The sequence below is a fragment of the Streptomyces sp. NBC_01006 genome, assembly GCF_045162725.1.
In the GTDB taxonomy this organism is placed as follows: domain Bacteria; phylum Actinomycetota; class Actinomycetes; order Streptomycetales; family Streptomycetaceae; genus Streptomyces.
Genome location: NZ_CP108701.1, coordinates 185,420 through 206,285 on the forward strand (window position 1 = coordinate 185,420; position 20,866 = coordinate 206,285).

Here is a 20,866-nt window from a genome sequence, read left to right on the forward strand (position 1 = left end):
CCTTAAATGACCGACACCGAGACGACCGAGACCGAGACACGTGAGGAACTGTTCGCCCTGCCCGCCTCGTTCGGGCAGAAGCGGATGTGGCTGCTGGAGCAGGCGGGCAGCGGGACCGCGCTCTACACGATGCGCGCCGCCCTGCGGCTGCGCGGCCCGCTGGACCACGGGGCGCTGGAGCGCGCCCTGACCGAGGTGGTCGCCCGGCACGAGGTGCTGCGCAGCGTGCTGCGGCTGGACGGCAACGACATCGCGCAGGTGGTGCTCGCCCCCGGCCCGGTGGCCCTGCCCGTCGTGGAGGTGCCCGGCGGCCCGGAGGCGGCCGTGGCCCTGGCCGCGGAGCTCAGCCGGGAGCCCTTCGACCTGGCCGCCGGCCCGCTGCTGCGCTGCTCGCTGCTGCGGCTGTCCGACGAGGACCACGTACTGCTGGCGCTGGTCCACCACAGCGTCTGCGACGGCATGTCGCTGGGCGTGCTGCTGCGCGAGCTGACGGCCCTGTACGAGCCCTGCCTGCACGGCACCGCGCACCCGCTGGAGGAACTGCCGCTCCAGTACGCGGACTACGCCGTCTGGCTGCGCGAGCAGGTGGCCTCCGGCGCCCTGGAGGAGCAGCTGGCCTACTGGGGCGAGCGGCTCGCCGGGGTGCGCGAGCTGCGGCTGCCCGCGGACCTGCCGCGCCCCGCCGTACGGGCGTGGTCGGCGGTGTCGGCGCCGGTGAAGGCGGCGGCGCCGGTGGTGCGCCAGCTGCGGCTGACCGCCCCCGGCGGCGGAGTGACCGCCTCCATGGTCGCGCTGGCCGCGTACGCGGTGGTGCTGTCGCGGTGGAGCGGACAGAACGACCTGGTGGTGGGCCTGCCCGTGGCCGGGCGGCCCGAGGTGGACCTCGAACCGCTGGTCGGGTTCTTCGTGAACACCCTGCCGATCCGCGTCGACCTGTCCGGGGACCCGTCCTTCGGCGAGCTGCTTGCCCAGGTCCGGGACCGGTGTGTGGAGGCGTACTCCCGGGCCGACGTGCCGTTCGAGCTGATGGTGGAGCGGGCGCACCCGGACCGGCGGGCCGGCCGGCTGCCGCTCGCGCAGACGCTGCTGAACGTGCAGCAGTCCGTACCGCCGGTCCTGGCCGCGATCACCGGCGTGACGCTGGAACCATTCGAACTCCCCGACACCGCGCTGCAGTTCGACGCGGTCGCGGACCTGGTGGAGCAGGGCGACGCGGTGACCGGGCACGTGTCCCTGTCCGCGGACCTCTTCACCGCCGAAACGGCCGCCCTGGTGGCGCGCTCGCTGTCCTCGGTGCTGCGGGCCGCCTCCGCGGCTCCCGGCACCGCTCTGTCGGCGCTGCCCTGCCCGGTGGCGGACGCCCGCGCGGCCGCGCCCGTCGAGGCGTACGAGGCGTACGAGGCGTACGAGGAAGTCCGTACGGCCGTCCCGGCGGGCGGCGGGAAGCCGCAGACCCCCGGCGAGCACCTGCTGGTCGCGCTGTGGCGCGAGGTGCTGGAGGTCTCCGAGGTCGGGGTCCACGACGAGTTCTACGCCCTGGGCGGGAACTCGATGCGGGCCGTACGGATCGTGACCGCCGCCCGGGAGCAGGGGTTGGAACTTCCCCTGGACCGGATGCTCGGCCAGCACACCATCCGCGAGGTCATCGCCCACACCGAGGCCGCCGCCGCGGCGGCCGGGCACCGCACCACCGCCGCTCCCGCGGCCGCCTGACAGGAGAGACCCACCCCGTGACCACCCAGACCACCGCCGCCGGGGCGCACAGCGCACCCGCCGGCAAGGACTACTCCGTACCGGTGCTGCCCGGCACGGGGGACACGGACTACGCCCGCTACATGCGGACCGACACCCTGCTGTCCCTCCAGCGCCGCCCGGAGGAGGTCATCCACCGCGACGAGCTGCTCTTCCAGGTGGTGCACCAGTCCACCGAGCTGTGGCTCAAGCTCGCCTGCCAGGAACTCACCGACAGCACCCGGCTGATCGGCGAGGGCTCCTTCGACACGGCCGTACGGCTGCTGGAGCGGGCCCGGCTCGGCGTCCGGCTGGCCACCGACCAGCTGGAGATGATGCGCCGGCTCTCCCCCTGGGACTTCCAGACCATCCGCACCGTCCTGGGCCACGGCTCCGGCTTCGAGTCCCCCGGCTGGGCGGCCGCCCGGCGCGCCACCGCAGTGCTCGGCGAGGCCTTCGACCGCGCCGTCGAGGAGCGGGGCGTCGACCTCGCCGAGGTCTACCGCACGCAGCCCGACACGCCCGTGCACCGCCTCGCCGAGGCCCTGATCGGCTGGGACGAGGGGATCTCCCTGTGGCGGGTGGAGCACTGCAAGATGGCGCTCCGCCTGCTGGGCGAGGACGTCCTGGGCACCAAGGGCATCCCCATCGGCGTGCTGACCAAGCTGATCGGCCACCAGTTCTTCCCCCGCCTGTGGCTCGTGCGCACCGAGCTCACCCGCACCGGCCCGATGGGCGACGCCGCCCCGACCGCGCCCCCGGCGGCTCCCTGCCCGGCGGCCCCCCTTCCCGAGGAGAAAGACCGCAAATGAAAGCGCTCACCGACTGGCTCGCAGCGCCCGAGCCGGACCGTTTCCCCTACGCCGGCGTGGTCGCGGCCTACCGGGAGGGCGGCAAGCACTTCGTCTCCGACTCGCTGCTGGCGCTGCTCGACCGGGCGCGCGGGGAGCTGACCGCCGCGCCCGCCCCGGCCGGGGCCGGCCAGGAGGCCGCGCGCGAGGTGCTGGACCGGTTCCTGGACACCGCCCTCGACAAGTACGACGGCCGCTACGACTACCCCACCTACACCGCGCTGTCCCTGCTGGCCCCGCCCGCCGGAGCCGGTCCCGAGGAGATACGCGGGCACCGCGACCGGCTCGTCGTACACCTCCTGGGCGACCTCGCCCGCTTCGAACTGGCCGCCGTGGCCGGGGAGAGCGCTCTCCTGCCGGAGCTGCGCCCGTCCCCGCTGCTGGTCGGCAAGCGCCACCGGCTGGCGCTGCGGGTGGCCGCGCCGGCGCTGGCCCGCCTCGGGCTGCCCGGCCCCGTACCGGGCGATGAGCCCGAGAAGGCGGCGCGCCGGCTGTGGGAGACGGCCGACGCGTCCATGACGGCTCGGGAGCGGCTGGTGCTGGACCTGAGCATGCTGCCGGTGCACGTCACGCACGACGAGTACCTGTTCATCCGCGTGCTCCAGGCCTTCGAGGCCACCTTCACCCTGCTGGCGGCCGAGTTGCGGGCGGCGATCGAGGCCCTCGACGCGGGCCGCGGGCCGGCCGCCGCGGACCGGCTGCGCCGCGCGGCGACCGCCCTGACGGAGTCCGCGCCGCTGTTCTCGCTGCTCGCCACCATGCAGGCCGAGGCCTTCCGGGTGTTCCGGGAGTTCACCGAGGGGGCGAGCGCCATCCAGTCGCGCTCGTACAAGCTGGTGGAGTCCCTGTGCCGGACCCCGGACGCCGAGCGGCTCCACTCGCACGCCTACCGCTCCGTGCCCGAGGTCCGCGAACAGGTGCTGGCCGGGCAGCGGACCCTGGACGACGCGTACGCGGACGCCCTGGCCGGGCCGCGCGCCGGCCGCGGCTGCGTGCTCCCGGCCGCCGCCGCGATGGAGGAGTTCGCCTCCGCGCTGCGCCGCTGGCGCCAGACCCACTACCGGCTCGCCGTACGGATGCTGGGCAACCGCAGCGGCACCGGATACACGGAGGGGACCCCCTACCTCGGCGAGGTGCGGAAGATCCCCGTGTTCGACTCCGTGCACCGCGCTCAGGAGTCGGAAGCCTCCTCCGCGGCCTGATCCGCGGCCTGATCCACGGCTGGCCGCTCCGGGATGGCGCGCAGCGTGCGTACGGATCGTCCGGCGATCGGCGCGACCGAGAGCAGCAGCAGGACCGGTGCGACGGCGAGGGCGGTACGGGCCCCCGCGTACTGGGTGAGCAACCCGGCGCAGGTGGTGCCCAGTGTGAGCATCCCGAAGCTGATGAGCCGGTAGGTGGCGGTCATCCGGGCGTACAGGTGCGGGGCGGTCAGCCGCTGCCGCATGGTCACCGCGATCACGCTGCCCGCGGAGGCCCCTCCGGTGCCCAGCAGGTAGGCGAGGGCGCTCACGGGCAGGTCGGCGCCGCCGCCGTCGGCGGTGAGCAGCAGCAGGTAGGGCGTGGTCGAGAAGGCCAGCACGGTCAGGAAGGCCGGGCCGAAGCCGAGGCGGCGCAGCAGCGGCGGGGCGGTGAGCGCCCCGGCCACGGCGCCGAGCCCGCCGGCGACCATGACGAGCCCGAAGTCGGCGCTGTCGTGGCCGAGTTCGCGGACGAAGCGCATCAGGAAGGCCAGGTTGAGCAGGGCGATGCCCGCGTTGTAGATGCCGGCGTGGACGGCGACGGCGCGCAGCGGCGGGTTGTCGAGGACCGAGCGCAGCCCCTCCCCCAGTTCCCGGCGCAGGTCGCGCGGGGCGGCGGAGCGGACGGTCTTCTCGCGGTGGCGTACGAGCATCAGGGCGCTGGCGGAGGCCAGGTAGGACAGGGCGTCGAAGACGAGGGTGGCGGCGGGGCCGAAGAGCGCGGCGAGCCAGCCGGCGAGGCCGGGCCCGGCGGTGCCGCCGACGGCCTGGTTGGCCGTCACCAGGCTGTTGGCGGCCGGGAGCTGGGCGGCGGGCAGCAGTCGTGGCAGGTAGGCGGTGGCGGCGATGTCGTACACCGCGCTCAGGGAGCCGCCAAGCAGGGCGATCAGCCACACGTGCCACAGCGCGAGCCCGCCGAGCAGCGCGAGGACGGGGACGGCCAGGACGAGCGCGAAGCGGGCGAGGTCGGCGGCGATCATCACGGGGCGGGCGGGGCGGCGGTCCAGCCAGACCCCGGCGAACAGCGGCAGCAGGAAGAACGGCGCCATGTAGAGGGTCTGGAGCAGGCCGACCTGGGTGCCGCTCGCGTGCAGGCCGGTGACCATCAGCAGCGGCAGTACGAACTCCGTGATCTTGGAGCCGAACTGGGAGACGGCGTCCCCCGCCCACAGGGCCCGGTAGTCGCGGGTGGTGCGCAGCGGATGGCGGGGGCGGACCGCCCCGGGGCCGGGCTCGGTGCGTGGCTCGGTACTCGTCATGGGTGACCTTCCCCAGGTTCTCGGCGTTGTCGGCGTTCTTCGGCGTTCTTCGGCGTTCTTCGGCGTTCCTCGGCGGGCTGCGGGAGTCCGGGGTACGGGCACCCTGACGGACTCTCACAGCCCCTACGCGCACGGGGCAGTCGGGGAAAGCCCCGATCGAGGCGGGACCGGCGACTGCGCCAAGGTGTGCACCGTTGACCACGGTGTGATCGAGGTGAGGTCATTACATGAACTGGCGAGACGTACTTTCCGGTACGGCACAGGAGCGCCCGCACGCGACGGCCTTCCGCTTCCACTCCGAGGAGCCGGGCGAGCCCGAGGTGCTCGACTGGGCCGGGCTCGACGCCCGGGCCCGGGCCGTCGCGGCGCACCTGGCGGACCTCGGGCTGGGCGGGCGCAGTGCCGTCCTGCTGTTCCCCGCCGGACTGGACTACGTGGCCGCCTTCTTCGGCTGCCTGTACGCGGGGGTCGTCGCGGTCCCCGCTTACCCGCCGAGCCGCAACGCCCGCTCCACCGAGCGGCTCGCCGCGATCGTGCGCGACAGCGGCGCGGAGGTGGCCCTGACGACGGCGGTGATCCGCGACCGGCTCGCCCCGCGCCTGGCCTCCGCCGACGGGGTGCCGCCGCTGCGGCTGGTGGCGACCGACGCGATGAGCGCCGAGGACGCGCCGGCCTGGCGGGCCCCGCGGATCGGCGAGGACGCCACGGCCTTCCTCCAGTACACCTCCGGCTCCACCTCGACGCCCCGCGGCGTCGTCCTCAGCCACGGCAACCTGCTGCACAACACCGCGATGATCGCCCGGGTGTTCGGGCTGGACACCGGGATGCGCGGGGTGTCGTGGCTGCCGATGTACCACGACATGGGCCTGATCGGCTCGGTCATGGGGACCGTCCGCGCGGGCGGCACGATGTCGCTGATGGCGCCGAGCACCTTCGCCCGCGACCCGCTGCGCTGGCTGGGCGTGGTCGCCGAGGAGCAGGCGACCGTCACCGGCGGCCCCAACTTCGCGTACGACCTGGCCGTCGAGCGCACCACCGAGGAGCAGCGGGCCGCCCTGGACCTGTCGTCCTGGCAGGTGGCGTACAACGGGGCCGAGCCCGTCCGCCCGGCCTCGCTGCACCGCTTCGCCGAGGCCTTCGCCGTCTCCGGCTTCCGCCCCGAGGCCTTCCTGCCCTGCTACGGGCTGGCCGAGGGCTCCCTGCTGGTGACGGGCGGGCCCGCGGGCACCGGCTTCCGCACCTGCGAGCCGCCCGCGGGCTCCGGCGTGGCCGGCGAACTGGTCGCCTCCGGGGTGCTGCCGCCCGAACAGCGGCTGGAGATCGTCGACCCCGAGACCCGGCTGCCCGTGGCCGACGGGGAGGTCGGCGAGGTGTGGGTGGCCGGCCCGAGCGTGGCGCGCGGCTACTTCAACCGCACCGACGCCGTCGCCGACACCTTCGGCGCGCTCGTCGAGGGCGGTGACGGCACCGGCTTCCTGCGCACCGGCGACCTCGGCTTCCTCTCGGGCGACGGCGACGGCGACGGCGACGCACGCGAGCTGTACGTGACCGGCCGCCGCAAGGACCTGATCATCGTCCGCGGCCGCAACCACTACCCGCAGGACATCGAGCTGACCGCCGAGCGCTGCTCGCCCGCGCTGCGCGGCAACGGCGGCGCCGCCTTCTCCGTCACCGGCGCCGACGGCGCCGAGCAGCTGGTCGTCGTCCAGGAGTTGATCCACGGCCACGGGCTGGCGGACCCGGCGGAGCTGGCCCGCACCGTGCAGGCCAGGGTCGCCGAGCAGCACGAGGTGCGCCCGCACGCCGTGGTCCTGATCCGTACGGCCTCGCTGCCGCGGACCTCCAGCGGCAAGGTGGCCCGGCACGCCTGCCGCGCCGCCTATCTGGCGGGAGAGCTGCTGGTGACGGCGGTCCACGCCGACGAGGAGCAGCCGGCCGCCGCTGCCGGGGACGCGGCCGCGGACCTGCCCGTACCGGCCGCCGGCGATCGCGAGGCGGTCCTGGCCCACCTGCGGCGGGTCGCGGCCGTACTGCTGCGGACCCGGCCCGAGGAGGTGCCCGCGGACGCCTCCCCGGCGGCCCTGGGCCTGGACTCGCTGGACTCCGTACGGCTCCTGCACCGGCTGCAGCGGGAGTTCGGGCTGGAACTCGGCCCGGAAGAGGCCTTCTCGCTGACCCTGGCCGAACTGGCCGACGCCATCGCCGTCGCCGGCGCCGAGGCGTCGGGCGCGGCGCCCGCGCCGCTCGCCGACACCCCGCCCGGGGACGGCGAACTCTCGCACGGGCAGCGGGCCATGTGGTTCATGCACCGGATGGACCCGGACAGCTCCGCCTACCACCTCGCCGCCGCCGCCGAACTGTCCGGCGAGGTGGACCCGGCGGCGCTGCGCCGCGCGCTGGCCGCCGTCGTACGCCGCCACGCGGCCCTGCGCACCACCTTCCCCGAGGTCGGCGACGGTCCCGTACAGCGCGTCCACGCCGTACTGGAGCCGGAGTTCACCGAAACCGACGCGAGCGCGTGGCCCGCGGAGCGGATGCGGGCCGAGCTGACCGCGCTCGCCTACCGGCCCTTCGACGTGGAGGCGGGCCCGCTGCTGCGGGTGTCCCTGCTGCGGTGCGGGCCCGGCCGGCACCGGCTGGTCGTCTCCCTGCACCACCTGGTGTCCGACCTGTGGTCCCTGGAGATCCTGCTGCGGGAGCTCGGCGCGCACTACCGGGCCGAGACCGGCGGGCCCGCCCCCGACGCGCGGGCCGTGCCCGGGTTCGGCGCGGCCGTACGCCGCCAGGCGGGACGGCTCGCCGGGTCGGAGGGCGAGCGGCTGTGGGAGTTCTGGCAGCGCGAGCTGGCGGGCGCCCCGACCGTACTGGAACTGCCCTCCGACCACGTCCGCCCGGCCCGCCGGCGCGCCCCGGCCGGGGCGCGGCGCTTCCGGCTGGAGCCGGGGACCGCCGCCGCGCTGGGCGCCCTCGCCCGCGCCGAGGGGACCACCCTCTACACCGTCCTGCTGTGCGCGTACCAGCTGATGCTGGGCCGCACGGCCGGGCAGGCGAGTCTGCTCGTGGGCTCCCCCGTACACGGCCGGGAGCACGCCGACACGGCGGAGGTGGTCGGACCGTTCCTCAACACCGCGGTACTGCGCGCCGACCTGGTGCCGGGCGAGTCGTTCACCGCCCTGCTGCGGCGGGCAGCGCGGAGCGTACCGGCCGCCCTGGGGCACAGCGCGATGCCGCTGTCGCTGCTGGTCGAGCGGAGCCGGGTGGCGCGCGACACGAGCCGCACCCCGCTGGTGCAGGCGCTCTTCACGCTCCAGTCGGGCCCCCTGGCGGCGTTCGTCCTGGGCGATCCGGCCTCCCGGTTCGATCTGGGCGGTCTGGAGATGCGGCCGGTGCCGCTGGACCAGCCGCACGCCCAGATGGACCTCCAGCTGACCTTCGCCGAGGTGGACGGCACGCTCAGCGGGCTGCTCCAGTTCGACCGCGCCCTGTTCGAGGACGCCACGGCCGAGCGGATGGCCGCCGGGCTGTGCGCCCTGCTGGACGCCGTCGCCGCGGACCCGGAGCGCCCCGCCGCCCTGCTGCCGCTGATGCCCGCCGCCGAGCGGGCCGCCGTCCTGCAGGGCCTGGGCGACACCGCCGTGCCCGGGACTTCGGACATCCCTGTGCACGAGCTGGTGGCCGCGCAGGCCGCCCGGACGCCCGACGCGCCCGCCCTGGCCTTCGACGACGCCGAGTACGCGCTCGGCCCGGCCGGGCCGGCCCCGGACGCGGACCGGGTGCGCGACACCCGGACGCTGAGCTACCGGGAGCTGGACGCGGCCGTGAACCGGCTCGCCCGGCTGCTGCTGGTGCGGGGGCTGCGGGCCGAGGAGACCGTGGCCGTGCGGCTGCCGCACGACGAGACGATGGTCGTGGCGATGCTCGCGGTGCTGCGGGCGGGCGGCAGTTATCTGCCGGTCGACCCGCACCTGCCGGCCGAGCGGATCGCGTACCTGCTGGCCGACAGCGGCGCCCGGATCGTGATCACCGACTCGTCCGTGGACACGGCCGCTGCGGCCGGCGGCGCCGACGGCGCCGCGGCCGGCCCGGTCCGGCTGGTCCTCGACGAGCTCGCCGGGGAGTTGGCCGCGCTGCCCGCCTCCTCCCCCGCCGTCTCCGTACGCCCCGACCAGGCGGCGTACCTGCTCTACACCTCCGGCTCGACCGGCCGCCCCAAGGGGGTGCAGGTCCCGCACGGCGCCCTGGCCAACTTCCTCGCCGCGATGGTCCGGCTGCTGGGGCCCGCCGAGGGCGGCCGGCTGCTGGCCGTGACCACGTTCTCCTTCGACATCTCCGCCCTGGAGGCCTACCTCCCGCTGATCACCGGCGGCTGCTCCCACATCGTGCCGCGCCGGATCGCGGCCGCCGGGGAGCAGCTGCGGGTGCGGCTGGAGTCCGGCGCCTTCTCGATGATGCAGGCCACCCCCGCGACCTGGCGGCTGCTGTGCGAGGCGGGCTGGACCGGCACCCCGGGCCTGGCGATGGCCAGCGGCGGCGAGGCCCTCTCCCCCGGGCTGGCCCGCACGCTGCTGTCGTTCGCTGCGGGCACCCTGTGGAACCTGTACGGGCCGACCGAGACCACCGTGTGGTCGACCGGTACGCAGGTCACCGCGGTGCCCGGGGCCGCCACCCCGCTGGGCGCGCCCGTCGCCAACACGCAGGTGTACGTGCTCGACGCGGCGCTGGAGCCGGTACCCGCCGGCGCGGCCGGCGAGCTGCTGATCGGCGGCGCCGGGCTGGCCCGCGGCTACCTGGGCCGGCCGGGCCTGACGGCGGCGGCGTTCGTACCGGACCCGTACGGGGACACCCCGGGCGCCCGCCTGTACCGGACCGGGGACCTGGCGCGGACCACCGCGGACGGCCGGACCGAGCTGCTGGGGCGGGTCGACAACCAGGTCAAGGTCAACGGCCACCGGATCGAACTGGGCGAGATCGACGCGGCGCTGAGCCGGCTGCCGGAGCTGAGCCAGGGCGTGGCCGTGGTGCACCGGCCCGCGCCGGACGCCCCGGCGCTGCTGGTCGCGTACGTCCGCTCGGGCCGGGACGCACGGGCAGCGGACTTCGACGAACGCGAAACCTCCCGCGCCCTGCGCGAGGAGCTGGCGCGGGTGCTGCCCGCGTACATGGTGCCCGCCCGGTTCGTGTGGGTGGACGGCTTCCCGCTGAACACCAGCGGCAAGGTGGACCGGGCGGCGCTCAAGCCGCCCGCGGCGGAGCAGGACGGGCCCCGCGCGGAGCCGGTCACGGCGACCGAGCGGGAGCTGGCGGGGATCCTCGCCGAGCTGCTCGGCACCGGGGCGATCGGCCGCACGGACAACCTCTTCGACCACGGCGCCCACTCCCTGCTGATGTCCCGTTTCGCGGTGCGGGTGCGGGAGTCGCTGGGGGCGCAGCTGCCGTTGCGGGTGATGTTCGAGACGCCGACGCTGGAGCACCTGGCGGCGGCCGTGGACGCCCTCGCGACGGCGGACGGGCCGCCGCAGCCGGGCGGCGGGGCGGGCCGGATCACCCGGATCGACCGCACCCGCCAGGTCGGCCTCGTCGCGCCGGGAGCGGCGCCGGGCGGGGGCAAGGACGCGTTGCGGGCCCTGCGGGCCGCACGCCGGATCGGCAGCCAGAGCGGCTCATGACGTACGTGGAGAATCCGATGGCCCTGATGCACCCCGAGCAGATCATGTTCCCGGCGACGCACGCCCAGCAGCGGATCATGATCATCGAGCAGCTGTACCCGGGCGGCTCCGCCTATCACGTGCCCTTCGCGGTGCGGCTGCGCGGACCGCTCGACACCGCGGCCCTGACCGGCGCCGTCCGGGAGGTGGTGCGCCGCCACGAGTCGCTGCGCACCGTCTTCCGCACGGTCGACGGGGTCCTCGGCCAGATCGTGGAGGAGGACCACCTCGTCGAGGTGCCCGTACGGGACCTGACCGGCCACGCGGCCGCGGCCGACCCCGAGGAGCTGGCCGCCCTGGTGGCCGGGGCGGCCGCTCGCCCCTTCGACCTCACGGGACGGCTGCTGCGCGTCGAGCTGCTGCGGCTGGCCGCCGAGGACCACGTCCTGGCCGTCACCATGCACCACCTGGTCTCCGACAGCTGGTCCTGCGGGATCTTCGTCGGCGAACTGGCCGCGGCGTACCCGGTGCTGCGGACCGGCGGGCGGCCTCAGCTGCCCGAGCCGGAGGTGCAGTACGTCGACTACGCGGCCTGGCACCGCGAGCAGCTCGACGCGGAGCGGACCGAGGAGCTGCTCGGCTACTGGCGCGAGCGGCTCGCCGGGATGCAGCCGGTGCTGGAGCTGCCCGCCGACCGGCCGCGGCCCCCTGTGCAGTCCTTCCGCGGGGCGACCCTGCCGGTACGGCTGTCCCCGCGGACCTCGGCCGCCGTACGGCAGGCCGCCCGTACCCTCGGGGTCACCCCGTTCACCGCCCTGCTGGCCGCCTTCCACGCGGCGGTGGGCCGCTGGACCGGCGGCGAGGACATCACCGTCAGCAGCGGGGTCGCCAACCGCACCCCGCAGGTGGAGCAGGTCGTCGGCTGCTTCATCAACGTGCTGCTGCTGCGGGCCTCGCTGGCCGGCGACCCCAGCTTCGCCGAACTGGCCGCGCAGGTGGGCGAGACCGTACTGGACGGCCTGCAGCACCAGGACCTGCCCTTCGACCGGCTCGTGGAGGAACTCGCGCCCAAGCGGGACCTGAGCCATCAGCCGCTGGCGCAGGTGATGTTCCTGCTGCAGAGCGCGCCGCTGCCGGACGTGGCGCTGGACGGTCTGGAGCTGTCGACCGTCCCGGTCCGCCGCAAGGCCACCCACCTGGACCTCAACGTGCAGCTGTGGGACTCCGGGGAGTGCTTCGAGGGGGTCGTCGACTACAGCACCGACCTCTTCGACGAGGCCACCGTCGCCCGTATGTGGACCCAGTACGAGACCCTCCTGGCGGCGGCCGCGGCCCGCCCGGGGGACCGGATCGGGGAGCTGCCGCTGCTGCGCCCCGAGGACGAGCACACCCTGCTCACCGAGTGGAACCGGACCGCCGCCGAGGTCCCCGCGGAGCTCACCCCGGCCCTGGTCGAGGCCCGGGCGGCCGCCCACCCGCAGGCCCCGGCCGTGGTCGGCGACGCGGGCACCCTCACGTACAGGGAGCTGAACGAGGCCGCGAACCGGCTGGCCCGGCTGCTGATCGAGCGGGGCGCGGGCCCCGAGCGGACGGTGGCGCTGATGCTGCCGCGCTCGGCCGAGACGGTGACGGCCGTGCTGGCCGTCCTCAAGTCCGGTGCCGCGTACGTCCCGGTGGACCCGGTGCTGCCGCCCGACCGGATCGCGTACCTGCTCTCCGACGCGGCGCCGTCGGCCGTGGTCACCACCACGGCCGTCCCCGCGGCGGCGACGGGCGCGGCCGAGCGCCTCGACCTGGACGCGCCCGACACCCTGGCCGCGCTGGCCCGCTGCGCCGCCGGCGACGTCACCGACGCCGACCGGCGGGCCCCGCTGCGCCCCGACCACCTGGCGTACGCCATCTACACCTCCGGCTCGACGGGCAGGCCCAAGGGCGTCCTGATCAGCCACCGCGCGCTCGCCGACTACCTGGCCGCCTGCCGCCGGGACTACCCGGGCCTGGCCGGTTCGGCGCTGCTGCACTCGCCGGTCTCCGTCGACCTGTCGGTGACCACCCTGCTGGGGCCGCTGACCGCGGGCGGCCGGATCGTGCTGGGCGGGCTCGACGGCCGCACCGACGAACTGCCGGGCGGGGAGGGCCGGCTGTCCCTGCTGAAGGTCACCCCGAGCCACCTGCCGATCCTGCTGGGGCTGCCCGAGGCGTACTCGCCCACCGGGGACCTGGTCATCGGCGGCGAGATGCTGACCTCGGAGGTCCTGGACCAGTGGCGTACGCGCTTCCCCGGCGCGGTGGTCACCAACGAGTACGGCCCCACCGAGGCCACCGTGGGCTGCGTGGCCCTCCAGGTGGGCCCCGGCGAGGTGCTGGCCCCGGGCCCGGTCCCGATCGGCCGGCCCATGGCCAACTCCCGCGCGTACGTACTGGACCGCGCGCTGCGGCCGGTGCCGGTCGGGGTGGCGGGCGAGCTGTACGTGGCGGGCGCCGGGCTGGCCCGCGGCTACCACGGGCGGCCCGCGCTGACCGCGTCCGCGTTCCTGCCCGACCCCTTCGGGGAGCCCGGGCAGCGGATGTACCGCACCGGGGACCTGGCCCGCTGGACGGCCGGCGGCGGCCTGGACTACCTCGGCCGCATCGACGACCAGGTCAAGGTCCGCGGGTTCCGCATCGAACTCGGCGAGGTCGAGGCGGCCCTGGCGGCCCTGCCCGGGATCCGGGAGGCGGTCGTCAAGGCGGTCCGGGAGACCGGCGACACCACCCTCGCCGCCTACTACGTACCGGACGGCGCCGCGGAACTGCCGGTGGGCGGGTTGCGGGAGCAGCTGCGCCGGACCCTGCCCGAACACATGGTGCCCGCGCACTTCGTGGCGCTGGAGCGCCTGCCGCTCGCGGTCAGCGGCAAGGCCGACCGGGGGGCCCTGCCGCCCGTCGGCAGCGCCCGGCCGGCCCTGGACACCGGGCGGCTGGCCCCCCGTACCCCGGTGGAGTCGCTGCTGGCCGAGGTGTGGGGCAGCGTGCTCCACGTCGACGGGGTGGGCGTACGGGACGACTTCTTCGAGCTGGGCGGCTACTCGCTGGCCGCGACCCGGATCGCCGCGCTGACCGCGGAGGTGTTCGGGGTGGAGATCCCGCTGCGGGAGGTCTTCGCGGCCACCGACGTGGAGAGCCAGGCGGCCCTCGTGGAGGCGGCCGGCCGGGACCAGGGCGTGGACGTCGGGGCGATCGCGCGCCTGGCCCTGGAGATCGGCGAGCTCAGCGAGGACGAGGTGGAGGAACTGCTGGCCGGCCGGGACGGATCCGGGCCGGCGGACACGGACGCTGGAGGCGGTCGGTAATGATCGGACAGGCATGCCTGCACGAGCTCGTGCAGGACTGGGCGCGGCGGATCCCCGAGGCGCCCGCGCTGCGCTTCGAGGGCGAGCAGTGGAGTTACGGGGAGCTGAACGGGCGGGCCAACCGGCTGGCGGCGCACCTGCGCCGGATGGGCGTGGGCCGGGAGTCGGTCGTGGGCGTGCTCATGGAGCGCGGCCCGCAGCTGCCGTTGGCGATGCTCGCGATCCTCAAGGCGGGCGGGGCGTACCTGCCGATGGACCCGGCGCAGCCCGTGGAGCGGCTGGGCTACCTGATGGGGGACGCGGGCTGCGAGATGGTCGTCACCACGACCGCCCTGGCCGGGCAGGTCCCCGAGGAGGCGGCTGCGGTCTGCCTCGACGACCCGTTCACGGCGGAGATGCTGACCGGGCTGTCCGCGGCCGACCCGGAGCTGCCGGCGCACCCGGACCAGCTGGCGTACGTCATCTACACCTCGGGGTCGACGGGCCGCCCCAAGGGGACCCTGCTGCCGCACCGGGGCGTGGTCAACCTGACCTCGCACATGGCGCGGCAGTTCACGATCGGTCCGGGCGACCGCTGGCTGCAGCTGACCACGCCCTGCTTCGACGTGAGCGTCCTGGAGATCTTCGGGGCGCTGACCACGGGCTCCTGCCTGGTGCAGGGTTCGGCGCTGACCCTGCTCGACCCGCGGGCGCTGGGCGCCCTGATGCGCGACGAGGGCGTCACGATCGGGGTGTTCACCACGGCGATCCTGCCCCTGCTGGACCCCGAGCAGCTGCCCGAACTGCGGGTGCTCAACGTGGGCGGGGAGCAGCTGAGCCGCTTCCAGGCGGACCGCTGGTCCTCGCCGACGCGGATCGTCAACAACCAGTACGGGCCCACCGAGGCGACCGTGGCCTGTACCGAGCAGCGCCATGATCCGCGGCTGGGCCGGCCCAAGCCCCTGATCGGGGAGGCGATGCCGAACCTGGAGGCGCACGTGGTGGGCCCGGACGGGGCGGAGCGGCCGCCGGGCGGGTTCGGGGAGCTGCTGATCGGCGGCGTGTGCCTGGCGCGGGGCTACCTGAACCGGCCGGGGCTGACGGCGCTGAAGTTCGTACCGGATCCCTTCGGCGGACACGGCGCCCGGCTGTACCGGACGGGCGACCTGGTCCGCTGGACGGTGGGGGACGACGGCCTGGAGTTCGCGGGGCGGATCGACACCCAGATCAAGCTGCACGGGCACCGGATCGAGCCCGGCGAGATCGAGGAGGTCCTGCTGAAGCATCCGCGGGTCAAGGACGCGGTGGTGGACCTGGTGCGGCCGCAGGAGGGGGGCGAGGGCGTGCTGACGGCCTTCGTCACCGGTACGGACACCCCTTCGCTCGCGGAGGTCCACGCGCACCTGCGCGCGGTGCTGCCGGTGTACATGCTGCCGGGGCGGGTGGTCGTCCTGGAGGAGATCCCGCTGACCCCCAACGCCAAGGTGGACCGGCGCGCACTGGCCGCCGCGCTCTGACCCGAGGAGGCCCGGCCCGCGGTGTGCGGGCCGGGCCCTGTCGGCTGCGGGGCGCTCAGAGAGCGGGGGCCTCCTGGCCGACCCGCAGCCGGGCGTCCCACAGGAACTCGTAGAACGGCCGGTGGTGCGCGGCGAACCGCGCGAGCTCCGGGTTGTTCTCCGCGGTGTGCCGGTAGGCGGTGCGGCTCTTGGAGAACCCGGTGCTGTTGGCGACGGCGACGTGCCAGCGGTCGGTGCGCTGCCATTCGCCGCGGGCGGTGGCGTCCCAGCTGAGCGTCTCGGGCCGGAAGGGGATGCCGACGGCGGCGCAGTACGCGGCCATCGTGGCGGCGGGCCGCTCCACCAGGTCGTCGGAGTCGACGACCACGGGCGGCTCGCCCCCGGCGGCGAGGACGGCCAGGTACATCTCGTGCAGGCCCTCGATGCCGACGTCCGAGAGCTCCATGTCGGGCTGGAGGGCGTAGAAGGAGGAGACGATCTCCTCGGGACGGCGCAGCAGGAAGGTGTGCCGGGTCCCGGCGAGGAACTCCTTGTCGGCGAGGACCTCGGCGTAGCGGTGGTCGGTGGTGTCCTTGAAGAACACCGGCCGGTGGCGGGCGAGTTCGCCGATCGCGTCGATCAGCTCGCGTTCGGAGCGGACGGCGGCGCCCTCGACCTCGGTCTCCCCGAAGTCCGCGACGTTGCAGAACGGCTCGTGCAGGGCGGTGATGTCGCCGTGCTGGAGCATCGACCGGAAGAACGCGGTCGAACGTGATCGTGGTGCCGCCCAGAGCGCTGTCGCCGGCATGTCCCCGCCTTCGTGTCCGGAAAAACCAAGGGTGATGTGCGCCGGGTCCGCCGCTGCGGCGTCCCCGGGTGCCCCACTCAACCGCGGGCCGCTCCCGGCCCGCTATCGGCCCGCTGCCGGGCCGCTCCCCGGGCCGACGGCCGGCCAGTAGCGAACGAATAGCGGAACGACTGTCGGGAGATTCCCCGGCTTATGCCCGGGCGGTGCGACTGCGACCGTCGGGAGCGCAGAGTTCCGCCGAGCATGGGAACGGAAGACATGAGCGATGTGATGGATCCGCTGACCCGGCCCGGCGCGCCGGGTGGGGAGGACCCCGGCGGCACCCCTCGGGAGGACGGGCCGCCGGAGGGCGGGCCCGATGAGGTGCGGGCCGCGCCGCGGCGGGGCTCGCGCCGGTGGCGCAGGGTGCGGGTGACCGCCTGGTGCCTGGCGGTGCTGCTGGTGACGATGGCCTGCGTGGCCGGTCTGGCGGCGACCCGGATGGTGCGGGCCTCGTACCCGCAGGTGTCGGGCGAGCTGTCGGTGCCCGGCCTGCACGGGCCGGTGACGGTGGCCCGGGACGCCTCGGGCGTCCCCCAGATCTACGCGGGCGACCCGCACGACCTGTTCCTCGCGCAGGGGTTCGTGCACGCCCAGGACCGGTTCTGGGAGATGGACGTCCGCCGGCACATCACCTCCGGCAGCCTCGCCGAGCTGTTCGGCGAGAGCCAGGTGGAGACCGACTCCCTGATCCGCACGATGGGCTGGCGGCGGGTGGCCGAGCAGGAGGTCGCCCTGCTGGACCCGCAGTCGCGGGCCAACCTCGACGCGTACGCGGCCGGGGTGAACTCCTACCTCGCCGGCCACGAGGGCGCGGACCTGGGGGTGGAGTACCCGCTGCTGAAGCTGGGCGGTCTGGACTACAGCCCGGCGCCGTGGACGCCCGCGGACTCGGTGTCCTGGCTCAAGGCCATGGCCTGGAACCTCAACGCCACCCTCTCGGACCAGGTGCGGCACGCACTGCTGGCCGCGACCCTGACCGACGCCCAGGTCGACTCCCTCTTCCCGACGTACGACTTCTCCCGCTGGCGGCCGATCGTCTCCCCCGGCGACAGCCAGGGCACCGTGCCCGAGGCGCCGACCGGTCCGGCGGCCGCGACGGGCACGGCCACCGCGGCGGCCGCGTACGGGCCGATGGCGGGAGCCTCCGACGCCCTCGCCGGAGTCGACAAGGTGCTCGGGCCGCGCGGTTCGGGCATCGGCTCCAACTCGTGGGTGGTGGCCGGCAGCCGCACGACGACCGGCAAGCCGCTGCTCGCGAACGACCCGCACCTGTCCCCGTCCGTGCCGGGCGTCTGGTACCAGGGCGGCCTGCACTGCACCACGACCGGCCCGGCCTGCCCGTACGACGTGTCGGGCTTCGGCTTCGCCGGGATGCCCGGGGTGATCGTCGGCCACAACGGCGACATCGGCTGGGGCGTGACCAACCTGGCCCCCGCCGACACCGACCTGTTCGTGGAGCGCATCACCGCCTCCACGTACGCCTACAAGGGCGAGCAGCGGCCGCTGGAGACCCGGCAGGAGGTCCTGAAGGTCGCGGGCGGCCCGGACCGCAGCATCACCGTCCGCTCCACCGTCCACGGCCCCGTCATCTCCGACGCCTTCCCCAAGGCGAAGACGCTCGCCACCGAGGGCCGGATCCCCGGCGTCGAGCGCGAGAGCGGCGGCGGCGCCGAGTACGCGGTCGCCATGCGGTGGAGCGCCCTGGACCCGGGCCGCACCATGGACGCGGTGTTCCAGCTGGACACCGCCAAGGACTGGGACTCCTTCCGGGCCGCGGCGGCGCTGTTCTCCTCCCCCGCCCAGAACCTGGTCTACGCCGACCGCCAGGGCCACATCGGCTACCAGGCACCCGGCCGGATCCCGGTGCGCGGCAAGGGCGAGGGCCGCTGGCCGGTGCCCGGCTGGACCGGCGAGTACGACTGGCAGGGCTTCGTTCCCTTCGACGCGCTGCCGCGCTCCTTCGACCCGGCGTCGGGCTACATCGTCACCGCGAACAACGCGGCGGCCGGCCCGCAGTACCCGTACGACCTGACCCGCAACTGGGGCGACGGCTACCGCAGCGAGCGGATCGCGCAGCTGATCGAGAAGGCGGGCAAGCTGGACGCCGCCGCCATGCAGCGGATCCAGCTCGACGACCACAACGAGAACGCGGCCGCCCTGACCCCGTACCTGCTGGCGGTCACCCCCGGCAAGGACGCCCGCGCCGCCCAGGACCTGCTGCGCGGCTGGGACTTCGGGCAGGGCGCGGACTCGGCGCCGGCCGCGTACTTCAACGCGGTGTGGAGCAACCTGCTGAAGCTGACGTTCTACGACGAACTCGACGGCAACAAGGCCCAGCTGCACGTCGACGGCGGCGGCCTCTGGTACGACGTCGTCCGCAAGCTGCTGTCCTCGCCGGACGACCCCTGGTGGCGCAACGCCAAGGACCCGCGCGGCCTGCGCACCCGTGACGACGTGCTGCGGGCCGCCCTGGACGACGCCGCCAAGGAGCTGTCCGGCCGGCTCGGCGCCGACCCGGCGAAGTGGCGGTGGGGCGCCCTGCACACCCTGACCCTGCGCAACGACACCCTGGGCACGGGCGGGCCCGCGCCCGTGCAGTGGCTGCTGAACCACGAGCCGGTGGAGGTCGGCGGCGGTTCGGCGACGGTCGACGCGACCGGCTGGGACGCCTCCAAGGGCTACGAGGTGAACTGGGTGCCCTCGATGCGGATGGTCGTGGACTTCGCCGACTTCGACGCCTCGCGCTGGATCAACCTGACCGGCGCCTCCGGACACGCCTTCAACGACCACTACGACGACCAGACGGAGCTGTGGCGCAGGGGCGAGACCCTCCCCTGGCCCTCGACCCGGTCCGCGGTCACCGCCGCGACGAAGGACCGCCTGACCCTCCGCCCCGAAGGAGCGTGAGCAGACCGATGACAATCGTGACAACCCTCCCCGCGGCCCCGCCGCAACCCGGCGCCCGGCCTCAGCCCGAGGCCCGGCCTCGGCCCGAGGCCCGGCTGTGCACCTGCTGGCCGGGGGCCACCGTGTGGCTGACCGGGCTGCCGAGCGCCGGCAAGACGACGATCGCCGAGGAACTGGCCGGGCGGCTGCGCCGGGAGCACCGGCGGGTGGAGGTCCTCGACGGGGACCAGATCCGCAAGTTCCTCTCCGCCGACCTCGGTTTCTCCCGGGACGACCGCAACACCAACGTGCAGCGGATCGGCATGGTCGCCGAGGTGCTGGCCCGCAACGGGGTGCTCGTCCTGGTCCCGGTGATCGCGCCGTTCACCGACAGCCGCGAGGCCGTCCGGGCCCGGCACCGCGCCGCAGCGACCCCCTACCTGGAGGTGCACGTGGCCACCCCGGTCGAGGTGTGCTCCGTACGCGACGTGAAGGGCCTGTACGCCAAGCAGGCGGCGGGCGAGATCTCCGGTCTGACCGGCGTCGACGACCCGTACGAAGCCCCGCGCGCCCCGGACCTGCGCATCGAGTCCCACACCCAGACCGTCCGGGAGTCGGCCTCGGCCCTGCACGCACTGCTCACCGAAAGGGGTCTGGCATGACGGCGACCGTCCGGGCCGCGGAGGCGGCCGGCTCGCTCTTCGCGCTGAGCCATCTCGACGCCCTCGAATCGGAGGCCGTGCACATCTTCCGTGAGGTGGCGGGCGAGTTCGAGAGGCCGGTGATCCTCTTCTCCGGCGGCAAGGACTCCATCGTCATGCTGCACCTGGCGCTCAAGGCCTTCGCGCCCGCGCCGGTGCCCTTCACGCTGCTGCACGTCGACACCGGGCACAACTTCCCCGAGGTCCTCGACTACCGCGACCGCGCCGTGGCCCGGCACAACCTGCGCCTGCACGTGGCCTCCGTCCAGGAGTACATCGACGCCGGCAAGCTCCGCGAACGCCCCGACGGGGTCCGCAACCCGCTCCAGACCGTCCCGCTCACGGAGGCGATCCAGCGCCTGAAGTTCGACGCCGTCTTCGGCGGCGGGCGCCGCGACGAGGAGAAGGCCCGCGCCAAGGAACGCGTCTTCTCCCTGCGCGACGAGTTCTCCCAGTGGGACCCCCGCCGCCAGCGCCCCGAACTGTGGCAGCTCTACAACGGCCGCCACGCACCCGGCGAGCACGTCCGCGTCTTCCCGCTCTCCAACTGGACCGAACTGGACGTCTGGCAGTACATCGCCCGCGAGAACATCGAACTGCCCCAGATCTACTTCGCCCACGAACGCGAGGTCTTCCAGCGGAGCGGCATGTGGCTGACCGCCGGCGACTGGGGCGGGCCGAAGGACGGCGAGAGCACCCACAGGCGCCTCGTCCGCTACCGCACCGTGGGCGACATGTCCTGCACCGGCGCCGTCGACTCCGACGCCGCCACCATCGACCAGGTCATCACCGAGATCGCCGCCTCCCGGCTCACCGAGCGGGGCGCGACCCGCGCCGACGACAAGATGTCCGAGGCCGCGATGGAAGACCGCAAGCGCGAAGGGTACTTCTAGCC

11 protein-coding genes are annotated in these 20,866 nt (G+C 74.7%); 9 read left to right on the forward strand and 2 right to left on the reverse strand.

Annotation, left to right across the window (positions count from 1 at the left end; genetic code table 11):
- Positions 1–6: 6 nt before the first annotated feature.
- The 3 genes from OG509_RS40665 to OG509_RS40675 all read left to right on the forward strand — a co-directional run bounded on the left by OG509_RS40665 (position 7) and on the right by OG509_RS40675 (position 3,784).
- Positions 7–1,713 (forward strand): condensation domain-containing protein, encoded by a 1,707-nt coding sequence (locus OG509_RS40665; protein ID WP_331741983.1) that lies wholly within the window; start codon positions 7–9, stop codon positions 1,711–1,713.
- 83 nt (positions 1,714–1,796) lie between these two features.
- A complete protein-coding gene (locus OG509_RS40670) occupies positions 1,797–2,543 on the forward strand; it encodes a tryptophan 2,3-dioxygenase family protein (RefSeq protein ID WP_331742752.1) in 747 nt (248 codons plus the stop codon).
- Positions 2,540–3,784 carry a tryptophan 2,3-dioxygenase family protein gene (locus OG509_RS40675; protein WP_331741987.1) on the forward strand — a complete coding sequence of 415 codons (1,245 nt, stop codon included), beginning with the start codon at positions 2,540–2,542 and terminating at the stop codon, positions 3,782–3,784. The genes OG509_RS40670 and OG509_RS40675 overlap by 4 nt, the downstream gene beginning before the upstream one ends.
- On the opposite strand, the gene OG509_RS40680 is transcribed toward OG509_RS40675, so the two are convergent.
- Positions 3,754–5,082, reverse strand: a complete 1,329-nt coding sequence (locus tag OG509_RS40680) for an MFS transporter (RefSeq protein WP_331741991.1) — start codon at positions 5,080–5,082, stop codon at positions 3,754–3,756. The two genes, OG509_RS40675 and OG509_RS40680, sit on opposite strands and share 31 nt — an antisense overlap.
- A gap of 227 nt (positions 5,083–5,309) precedes the next feature.
- Between OG509_RS40680 and OG509_RS40685 the strand changes: the two genes are divergently transcribed.
- The 3 genes from OG509_RS40685 to OG509_RS40695 are packed head-to-tail and all read left to right on the forward strand — an operon-like array spanning position 5,310 to position 15,555.
- On the forward strand, positions 5,310–10,748 hold the full coding sequence (locus tag OG509_RS40685; protein WP_331741994.1) for an amino acid adenylation domain-containing protein: 5,439 nt from the start codon (positions 5,310–5,312) through the stop codon (positions 10,746–10,748).
- A complete protein-coding gene (locus OG509_RS40690; RefSeq protein ID WP_331741997.1) occupies positions 10,745–14,059 on the forward strand; it encodes an amino acid adenylation domain-containing protein in 3,315 nt (1,104 codons plus the stop codon). Before OG509_RS40685 ends, OG509_RS40690 begins: the two co-directional genes overlap by 4 nt.
- Positions 14,059–15,555, forward strand: a complete 1,497-nt coding sequence (locus OG509_RS40695; RefSeq protein WP_331742000.1) for an amino acid adenylation domain-containing protein — start codon at positions 14,059–14,061, stop codon at positions 15,553–15,555. The genes OG509_RS40690 and OG509_RS40695 overlap by 1 nt, the downstream gene beginning before the upstream one ends.
- 55 nt (positions 15,556–15,610) lie before the next feature.
- Here the strand turns inward: OG509_RS40695 and OG509_RS40700 are convergent, their stop codons facing one another.
- Positions 15,611–16,342, reverse strand: a complete 732-nt coding sequence (locus OG509_RS40700; RefSeq protein ID WP_331742003.1) for a sulfotransferase family protein — start codon at positions 16,340–16,342, stop codon at positions 15,611–15,613.
- Positions 16,343–16,600: 258 nt separating this feature from the next.
- Here OG509_RS40700 and OG509_RS40705 point away from each other — a divergent pair, with 258 nt between their 5' ends.
- Genes OG509_RS40705 through cysD form a run of 3 tightly spaced genes read left to right on the forward strand, consistent with a single transcriptional unit; the run spans position 16,601 to position 20,864 of the window.
- Positions 16,601–19,291: a penicillin acylase family protein gene (locus OG509_RS40705; protein WP_331742005.1), complete on the forward strand. Its 2,691-nt coding sequence runs from the start codon at positions 16,601–16,603 to the stop codon at positions 19,289–19,291.
- Positions 19,292–19,299: 8 nt separating this feature from the next.
- Positions 19,300–19,932 (forward strand): adenylyl-sulfate kinase, encoded by a 633-nt coding sequence (gene cysC, locus OG509_RS40710; RefSeq protein ID WP_331742008.1) that lies wholly within the window; start codon positions 19,300–19,302, stop codon positions 19,930–19,932.
- A complete protein-coding gene (cysD, locus tag OG509_RS40715; protein WP_331742011.1) occupies positions 19,929–20,864 on the forward strand; it encodes a sulfate adenylyltransferase subunit CysD in 936 nt (311 codons plus the stop codon). The genes cysC and cysD overlap by 4 nt, the downstream gene beginning before the upstream one ends.
- The last annotated feature ends 2 nt before the right edge of the window (positions 20,865–20,866 follow it).